Raw genomic sequence first — 8,110 nt, 5'->3', positions numbered from 1 at the left:
GAAGCGCCGGTGACAACGGCCACGCGGCCGGCGAGATCCTGAAGAGCGGAAGTCATGAGTGTGTCCTTGAGTTCGTTGAGCGTCGGAAGGTCGACGGGATGAACTCTAGGATTCGGCACTCGCTACCGGTAGTGAGCGGCGGGCCACAACACTCGCAACCAATGGTTGTGAATGCTGCGGCTACGTCCCGCGCTTCGAGCGTGTTTTCAGCTCGGCCAACGGGACGTTGAAGTCGGTACTGTCCTTCAAGCGCTCGACCGTGAAGTCGATGAAGCGGCGCAAGCGGCCCGGTATCTCGGCGCGCTGCGCGTAGTAGAGGTACAGGCCCATGCGTTCGCTGAGCTGGTTCGTCAGCAGCGGCACCAGCAGGCCGGCGCGGATGGGCGCCGCGGCGTTGATGCTGTCGATCTGGCCAATGCCCAGCCCTGCGATGACGGCCTGCATTTCCGCCTCCGGGTCGTTGCTGCAGAGCACGGCAGGCACGGTCTCGAAAACGGTCTCGCCCTTGACGCTGAACTCCCACAGGAACGGCCGCCCGGTGCCGGGCTGGCGGTAGCCGGTGCAGCGGTGCTGCAGCAGATCCGCCGGCTTTTTCGGTGTGCCGTGCTGCGCCAGGTACGCTGGCGACGCGCAAACGATTTGCTGGATGGTGAACAGCCGGCGCGCGATGACTTGCGCCGTCGGCGCGCTGCCAGCCCGAAAGCCCACGTCGATGCGTTCGCTGACCGAGTCCGTCATGCCGTCTTCCAGCAGCAGGTCGAACTCGATGGCAGGGTGCAGCTCGCAGAACGCTGCCAGCAGCGGCACCAGCACCTTGCGGCCGACCGCGCCGCCGGCGCTGACGCGGATCAGGCCCTCATCCTCGCGCACCGCGCTGCGCGCTTGCGCCAGCGCGGCGGCCAGCCCATCCAGGTTGCCCCGCACCGCCTCGAACAGCCGCTGGCCTTCTTCGGTCAGCGCGCTCTTGCGGGTCGTGCGGTGGAACAGCCGCACGCCCAGGTGCTGCTCCAGTTGCCGCACCGTCTTGCTGACGGCCTGCGGCGAGCTGCCCTGGGCCAGCGCGGCCTGGTTGAAGCTGCCGAGTTCAGCGGCGCGCACGAAGGTGGACAGGGCTCTCAGTTCGTCCATGGGCGGGATGGCGAGGTTGGATGGAGGCGGGTGGCGGGCCGCGGTATAACGCGCCAATGACCATAGCAGCCTCCCCAATTTCTCCCGCTGACCAACGCTTCCAGCAGGTGGCGGCCCGGCTCGCTGCCGAGCTCGGCCAAGGCTTCGATGGCGAGATCAAGATCGGCGGACATTACGTGCCGCTGCTGCAGCACGGCGACACCGTCCACCTCAGCGGCCAGATTCCGCGCCTGGGCGACACGGTGATGGTGACCGGCCGCGCGGGCGATGACGTGTCGCTGGCCCAGGCGCAGCAGGCCGCGCGCATCTCGGCCATGCGCTGCCTGGTGCTGCTGCAGCGCCACCTGGGCAGCCTGGCGCGTGTGGCCACGCTGCTGCGCATGGGCGTGTTCGTGCAGTGCGGCGCTGGCTTCACGCAACACAGCGAGGTGGCGGACGCGGCTTCGGACCTGTTGCACGAGGTGCTGGGCGACGCGGGCCTGCACACGCGCACCTCGGTGGGCGTCTACCAGTTGCCGAAAAACGCGACGGTGGAGATCGAACTGTCGGCCGCGGTGCTGCCGTGAACGGACTCGCGTGACCAACTGCGCGGACGGGGACTTCGAGCACCCTGCGGTGCCCGAGGGCGACCCGCTGCGGCCGCATTGCCTGTACCGGTTGACGCAGGCCGAGTGGCGGCAGCGGCAGCCGACGATGCCGCCGGCCGCCTTTTCCTCAAGGCGCTTTTAGAACGCCTTGCGCAGGCCCAGCTGCACCGTGCGTTCCTGAGAGATGTAGTCCTTCAGGTCGCCGGTGGACATCGAGGCCGAGGCGTACAGGAAGGTCATCTTCGAGAAGCCGTAGCGCACGCCCAGGCCTGCCTTGCCCAGCGTGGCGCTCACGCTGCCGCCGTCGTTCTTGTACTTGACGTTGGAGTAGTTGCCGCCAAAGGTCCAGTTGCCCACAGGCGCTTCGAAGCCGACGGTGTAGTTGTCGGTGTCGTGCGCGACGAAGCTGGTGTCGGTGGCAACGGTCAGGTTGGTGCCGGTGAAGGCGCCGTTGCCGCTGGTGGTCGTCAGGTTGCGGTTGCGCTGCACGCCGCCCAGCAGCTTGACCGGGCCGAAGTTGTAGTTCGCGGCAATCGTCAGCGACTCGTTGCTCTTGTCGTCACCGCCGTTGCGCGGCTTGTTCCATTCATACGAGACGCCGGCGTAGACCGCGCCCGCCTGGTAGACGCCGCCAATGCCGTGGAAGCGGTCAGCCGTGCCTTCGCCCGGGGCGATCTGGAACTGCATGCTGAAGCCGGAGAAGTCCGGCGTGCGGTATTGGACGATGTTGTTGGCGCGCGGTGCGTTGAGCCAGAAGGGCAGGGACTTGCCCTTGTTGGTCACGGCCGTGCCGGGGTTCAGCGAGAGCGCATTGCCGAACGGGTCGGACTGCCACATCACGCTGTCTTCCAGGATGTACTGGCGGCCGACGCGGATCTCGCCCAGCTTCGCATCGCTCAGGCCCACGTAGACCTGGCGGCCGAAGGCGAGGCCACCCTGGCCCAGCGTGCCGGTGTCGGCGTTCAGGCCGGCTTCGGCGACCACGTTGGCCTTCAGGCCGCCGCCCAGGTCCTCGATCGTCTTGATGCCCCAGCGCGAGCCGTTCAGGCCGTTGACCACACCGTCGTTGACCATCCAGTTGTCGTCCGCACCGGACTTGCTGCCGGCCATGTAGCGGGTCACGTTCACGTCGATCAGGCCGTACAGCGTGACAGTGGAGTCGGCATGTGCCGCACCGGCCGCCAGCGCCGCGGCGCCAGCCAGGGTCATCAGGGAAATCTTCTGCATGTGGGAGTCTCCATCCAGTGGGGTAGTTGTTGTAAGTCATCGTACAAGTGGCCGCTGTCTGCAACAAGATGCGCCATCTAGAGACATTCCCGCAGGCTGTCGCGTGAAAGCCGCAAGCCCGCTGGCGCGTCGGTTCAGCGCCATGTCAGTTTCAGCGTGCTGGCTGGGTTTTTACCTGGGAACAGTGGCCCGATGGGCGGCCGGTTTTGTCTCGGGGTAAACCAGCGAATCGCGGGGAAACCCTTGCCTTGTGTCGTTGACAAGCGCTCACGCATTTCCGACCATGTTGTACGACAACGGATGACATCAGACGACACATCCGTAGCGCCAAGTTTCCCGAGATCGTTTCCCCACATGCTTGCCACCCCTGCCACCTCGTTGCGTTTTCCCCGTTTGCTGTTGACCGGCGCCGCCGGCGGCCTGGGCAAGGTGCTGCGCCCGCGCCTGAAGGCCTATTGCGACCAGCTCAGGTTGTCTGACATCTCCGACCTGGGCGAAGCCGGCGAGGGCGAGGAACTCGCGCCGGTGCGCCTGGAAGACCGGGCCGCGATGCTGCAACTGCTCGAAGGTGTCAGCGCGGTGGTGCACCTGGGCGGCGTGTCGGTCGAGGCGCCTTTCGACCCCATCCTGCAGGCCAACATCGTCGGTGCCTACAACCTGTACGAAGCGGCGCGCAAGCAAGGTGTCAAGCGCATCGTGCTGGCCAGTTCCAACCATGTGATGGGCTTCCATCGCCAGGACCAGGTGCTGGATGTCAACAGCCCGGCGCGGCCCGATGGCCTGTACGGCGTGTCCAAGGCTTTTGCCGAAGACCTGTCGCGCTTCTACTTCGACCGCTACGGCATCGAGACGGCCTGCCTGCGCATCGGCTCCTCCTTCCCCGAGCCGCGCGACCGCCGCATGCTCAACACCTTCCTCAGCTACGACGACCTGGAGCGCCTGGTGATGGCCTGCCTGTCGGCACCGGTGGTCGGCCACAGCATCGTCTACGGTGTCTCCGACAACCTGCGCACCTGGTGCGACAACCGCGGGGCCGCGCACCTGGGCTATCGCCCGCAGGACAGCTCCGAGCCCTATCGCGCCGCCATCGAGGCGCGCCAGCCCACCATCGACCTGAGCGATCCTGCCGCGCTGTACCAGGGCGGCGCCTTCGTGCGCACTGGCCCGTTCGAGGGCTGAGCGGCATGGCGTTGAACATCGAGGTGCTGGGCCCGCAGCGCCACCAGGTGGGCGAGAGCCCGTTGTGGAGCGTGGCCGAACAGGCGCTGTACTGGGTCGACATCGATGCCTGCCGGCTCTGGCGCTGGGACGCGGCCAGTGGCCGCATCGAACACTGGTCCACGCCCGAGCGGCTGGCCTGCATCGCGTTGCGCACCGAAGGCGGGCTGATCGGCGGGCTGGAAACCCAGCTGGCCGCGCTGCTGCCACAGCCGGGTGGCGAGCTGCAGACGCTGCCGCTGGCCAGCGTCACCCACCCGCAACCCGGCATGCGCTTCAACGACGGCCGCGCCGACCGGGACGGCCGTTTCTGGGCCGGCACCATGGTGCGCAACATGGCGCTGGCCAGCCCGGCCGGCCAGCTCTACCGCTGGGACAGCCACGGCCTGAGCGCGCCGCTGATGGATGGCTTCATCACGCCCAACGGCCTGGCCTTCAGCGCCGACGGCCGCATGATGTACATCTCCGACAGCCACCCCAGCGTGCAGGCCATCTGGCGCTACAGGCTGGACGCCGACGGCCTGCCGCGCGGCGGCCGCGAGCTGTTCGTCGACATGACGCAGCACCCCGGCCGGCCCGACGGCGCGGCCATCGATGTCGACGGCTGCTACTGGATCTGCGGCAACGACGCCGGCCAGGTGCACCGCTTCCGGCCGGATGGCAAGCTGGACCGCAGCATTGCATTGCCCATCAGCAAGCCTTCGATGTGCAGCTTCGGCGGCCCGCAGCTGGACCAGCTGTTTGTCGCCTCCATCACGCCGGCCAAGCCAGCGCCCGGCTTCGACGCTTCGCTGGACGGCGCGGTGCTGGTGCTGTCGCCCGGCACGCAAGGCCTGGCCGAGCGGCCCTGCTCGGCGCCGGTGGCCTGAAGCCGCCATTCCGTGTGATTCCTGTTCCTCTTTCTCCGCCCCCACAAACCAACACCGAGACAAGCGCATGACCTTCTTCCATCGCACCCTGCTGGCCGCTGCCAGCCTGCTGCTGGCCGCCACCGGCGCCCAGGCCGTCGAATTCCGTTCGGCCGACATCCACCCCGAGGACTACCCGACCGTGCTGGCCGTGCGCCACATGAGCGAGACCCTCAGCAAGTCCACCAACGGACGTCTCACCATCAAGGTCTTCGCCAAGGGCGCGCTGGGCATCGAGAAGGATGCCATCGAGCAGACCAAGCTCGGTGCCATCGCGATGACGCGTGTCAATGTTGCGCCGATGAACAACATCTGCCCCGCGACCATGGTGCCGACGATGCCCTTCCTGTTCCGCAGCAAGGAGCACATGCGCAAGGTGCTGGACGGCGCGATTGGCGACGAGATCCTGAAGGACTGCGAATCCCAGGGCTATGTCGGCCTGGCCTTCTACGACTCCGGCGCACGCTCGATCTACACCGTCAAGAAGCCGGTCAAGACCCTGGCCGATGCCAAGGGCCTGAAAGTGCGCGTGCAGCAGAGCGACCTGTGGGTCTCGCTGCTGGAAGCCATGGGCGCGAACGCCACGCCGATGCCTTTCGGCGAGGTCTACACCGCGCTGAAGACCGGCCTGGTGGACGGTGCCGAGAACAACTACCCGTCCTACGAAAGCTCGCGCCACTTCGAAGTGGCCAAGTACTTCAACAAGACCGAGCACTCGATGGCGCCGGAAATCCTGCTGTTCTCCAAGCGCGTGTGGGACACCCTGACGCCGGACGACCAGAAGCTGATCCGCGCGGCCGCCAAGGAATCGGTCGGCTTCATGCGCAAGATCTGGGACGAGCGTGAAGAGAAGTCGCTGGCTGTGATCAAGGCTGGCGGCGCGCAGATCATCGAGGTCGACAAGGCCAGCTTCCAGGGCGCGATGAAGCCGGTGTACGACAAGTTCATCACCGACGCGCACCTGAAGGACCTGGTCGCCCGCGTGCAGGCCACCCAGTAAGCCAACGCCTCCTCACGCCGCTGCCGTCAAAGTTGTTTCCATCATGAGCCAGGCCCGTCCCATGCCACCTCCCAACGGCGCTCCCGTCGCCGCGCCGCCCTCCGGCGGCTTTTTCGAGCTGTACACCCGGCTGTGCACCGGCATTGCCCGGGGCTGCCTGGTCATCGGCGTGAGCGGCCTGGTGCTGCTCATCGTCGCGGTGCTGTACCAGGTCATTGGCCGCTACGTCTTCAATGACACGCCCACCTGGGCCGAGAGCGGCGCGGTGCTGCTGGTGCTGTACGTGACCATGCTGGGCATGGCGGTGGGCGTGCGGGACGCCGGCCACATCGGGCTGGAGTCCTTCCTGGTGCTGGCACCGGACTGGCTGCGCCTGAAGATGGAACTGCTGATCCACGGCCTGGTGCTGGTCTTCGGCATCATCATGTCCTGGCAGTGCGCGCTGCTGGCCGAGTCCGTCATGGGCTACAAGATCCCCACGCTGGGCCTGTCCGAAGCCTTCAAGTACGCCCCGCCGGCACTGGCCGGCGTGCTGGTGGCCATGTTCTCGCTGGAACACATTTTTGCGCTGCTGCGCGGTACCGAGGTGGAGCCGGCATGGCACTGACCATTCTTTGCGTGAGCTTCACGCTGTTGCTGCTGCTTGGCGTGCCTGTCGCGTTTTCCATCGGCCTGTCTTCGCTGGCCACCTTGCTGTACGAAGGCCTGCCGCTGGCGGTCGGCTTCCAGCAAATGATCTCGGGCATGAACCCGTTCTCGTTCCTGGCGATCCCGTTCTTCATCTTTGCCGGCGAGATCATGATGTACGGCGGCATTGCCGACCGCATCGTGGGCCTGGCCAAGAGCCTGGCCGGCCATGTGCGCGGCGGCCTGGGCATGAGCAACGTGCTGGCCTGCACGCTGTTCGGCGGCGTCTCCGGCTCGCCGGTGGCCGACGTGTCGGCCATGGGCGCGGTGCTGATCCCGCAGATGAAGAAGGAAGGCTACGACGCCGACTACGCGGTCAACGTCACGACGCATGCCTCGCTGGTCGGCGCGCTGATGCCAACCTCGCACAACCTGATCATCTTCACGCTGGCCGCCAGCGGCAAGGTCAGCATTGCGGCGCTGATCCTTGCCGGCATCGTGCCTGCCATCCTGCTGACGCTGTGCAACCTGGCCGCGGCCTATGGCGTGGCCGTCAAGCGCGGCTACCCGGCCGGCACCTTCCCGGGCTGGGCCATCGTCTGGTCCTCGTTCCGCTCTGCGGTGCCTGGCCTGGCCGTGGTGCTGATCATCATCACCGGCATCCTCTCGGGCGCGTTCACGGCGACAGAGTCGGCCTCGGTGGCGGTGCTGTGGGCACTGTTCCTGTCGGCCATCGTCTACCACAAGCTGACGCGTGAGCAGTTCTTCAAGGCCGCTGCCAAGGCCGTGAAGACCACAGGCACCGTGCTGCTGCTGATCGGCATCTCGTCGATGTTCGGCTACCTGATCGGGCTGTACGGCGTGGCCGAGCTGACCGGACAGATGCTGAGCCAGGTGAGCAGCTCGCCATGGGTGATCTTCCTGTGGGTCAACGTGATCCTGTTCGTGCTCGGCACCTTCCTGGACATGGCCGCCACCATCCTGATCTGCACGCCGATCTTCCTGCCGATCTGCCAGCAGTTCGGCATGAGCACCGAGCAGTTCGGCATCGTGATGCTGATCAACTGCGCGCTGGGCCTGAACACCCCGCCGGTCGGCACGACGCAGTTCGTCGGCTGCACCATCGGCGAGATCTCGGTCGGCGCCGTGATGAAGACCATCTGGCCGTTCTACGGCGGCCTGATCGTCGCGCTCGGCCTGGTCACCTACGTGCCAGGGTTCTCGATGTGGCTGCCCAACCTGCTGCTGAAGTGAACTGATTGTCGATTGGACCCTGGGTCAGGTCGCTTGCAACAGCGGCGCTGAAAAACCAGTTCGGGCGGCCCTGCGGGGTCGCCCTTTTTGATGGTGGCTGGCCACCCCGCGGCTCAAGGCGCGGCGCGGTAGAAGTAGTAGCTCGCGGTGTAAGGCACGCG

The 8,110-nt window shown here is 66.5% G+C and carries 8 protein-coding genes; 6 read left to right on the top strand and 2 right to left on the bottom strand.

What is annotated here, in order from left to right:
* Window positions 1-180: 180 nt before the first annotated feature.
* Window positions 181-1,128, bottom strand: coding sequence for a LysR family transcriptional regulator (locus FKP22_RS14515; protein WP_141288191.1), 948 nt, complete (start codon window positions 1,126-1,128; stop codon window positions 181-183).
* Window positions 1,129-1,184: 56 nt separating this feature from the next.
* Between FKP22_RS14515 and FKP22_RS14510 the strand changes: the two genes are divergently transcribed.
* Window positions 1,185-1,694 (top strand): RidA family protein, encoded by a 510-nt coding sequence (locus FKP22_RS14510; protein ID WP_141288190.1) that lies wholly within the window; start codon window positions 1,185-1,187, stop codon window positions 1,692-1,694.
* A gap of 159 nt (window positions 1,695-1,853) precedes the next feature.
* Here FKP22_RS14510 and FKP22_RS14505 read toward each other — a convergent pair whose 3' ends face one another.
* Window positions 1,854-2,942: a porin gene (locus FKP22_RS14505; protein WP_141288189.1), complete on the bottom strand. Its 1,089-nt coding sequence runs from the start codon at window positions 2,940-2,942 to the stop codon at window positions 1,854-1,856.
* Window positions 2,943-3,296: 354 nt separating this feature from the next.
* On the opposite strand from FKP22_RS14505, the gene FKP22_RS14500 reads away from it, so the two are divergent.
* The 5 genes from FKP22_RS14500 (at window position 3,297) to FKP22_RS14480 (ending at window position 7,949) form a co-directional block, all read left to right on the top strand.
* A complete protein-coding gene (locus FKP22_RS14500; RefSeq protein WP_141288188.1) occupies window positions 3,297-4,121 on the top strand; it encodes an NAD-dependent epimerase/dehydratase family protein in 825 nt (274 codons plus the stop codon).
* A gap of 5 nt (window positions 4,122-4,126) precedes the next feature.
* Window positions 4,127-5,029, top strand: coding sequence for an SMP-30/gluconolactonase/LRE family protein (locus FKP22_RS14495; protein ID WP_141288187.1), 903 nt, complete (start codon window positions 4,127-4,129; stop codon window positions 5,027-5,029).
* Between the two features lie 67 nt (window positions 5,030-5,096).
* Window positions 5,097-6,068: a TRAP transporter substrate-binding protein gene (locus FKP22_RS14490; RefSeq protein ID WP_141288186.1), complete on the top strand. Its 972-nt coding sequence runs from the start codon at window positions 5,097-5,099 to the stop codon at window positions 6,066-6,068.
* Between the two features lie 118 nt (window positions 6,069-6,186).
* A complete protein-coding gene (locus tag FKP22_RS14485) occupies window positions 6,187-6,675 on the top strand; it encodes a TRAP transporter small permease (protein ID WP_141288192.1) in 489 nt (162 codons plus the stop codon).
* A complete protein-coding gene (locus FKP22_RS14480; RefSeq protein ID WP_141288185.1) occupies window positions 6,666-7,949 on the top strand; it encodes a TRAP transporter large permease in 1,284 nt (427 codons plus the stop codon). The genes FKP22_RS14485 and FKP22_RS14480 overlap by 10 nt, the downstream gene beginning before the upstream one ends.
* The last annotated feature ends 161 nt before the right edge of the window (window positions 7,950-8,110 follow it).

Origin of the sequence: Ideonella azotifigens, assembly GCF_006519715.1 — a bacterium.
Classification (GTDB): domain Bacteria; phylum Pseudomonadota; class Gammaproteobacteria; order Burkholderiales; family Burkholderiaceae_C; genus Ideonella; species Ideonella azotifigens.
This window is presented reverse-complemented; position numbering and strand designations above follow the sequence as displayed.

Coding starts and splice junctions, on each gene's coding strand:
- FKP22_RS14490 (WP_141288186.1), top strand. CDS start 5,097: ATGACCTTCTTCCATCGCACCCTGCTGGCCGCTGCCAGCCTGCTGCTG.
- FKP22_RS14500 (WP_141288188.1), top strand. CDS start 3,297: ATGCTTGCCACCCCTGCCACCTCGTTGCGTTTTCCCCGTTTGCTGTTG.
- FKP22_RS14515 (WP_141288191.1), bottom strand. CDS start 1,128: ATGGACGAACTGAGAGCCCTGTCCACCTTCGTGCGCGCCGCTGAACTC.
- FKP22_RS14480 (WP_141288185.1), top strand. CDS start 6,666: ATGGCACTGACCATTCTTTGCGTGAGCTTCACGCTGTTGCTGCTGCTT.
- FKP22_RS14495 (WP_141288187.1), top strand. CDS start 4,127: ATGGCGTTGAACATCGAGGTGCTGGGCCCGCAGCGCCACCAGGTGGGC.
- FKP22_RS14510 (WP_141288190.1), top strand. CDS start 1,185: ATGACCATAGCAGCCTCCCCAATTTCTCCCGCTGACCAACGCTTCCAG.
- FKP22_RS14505 (WP_141288189.1), bottom strand. CDS start 2,942: ATGCAGAAGATTTCCCTGATGACCCTGGCTGGCGCCGCGGCGCTGGCG.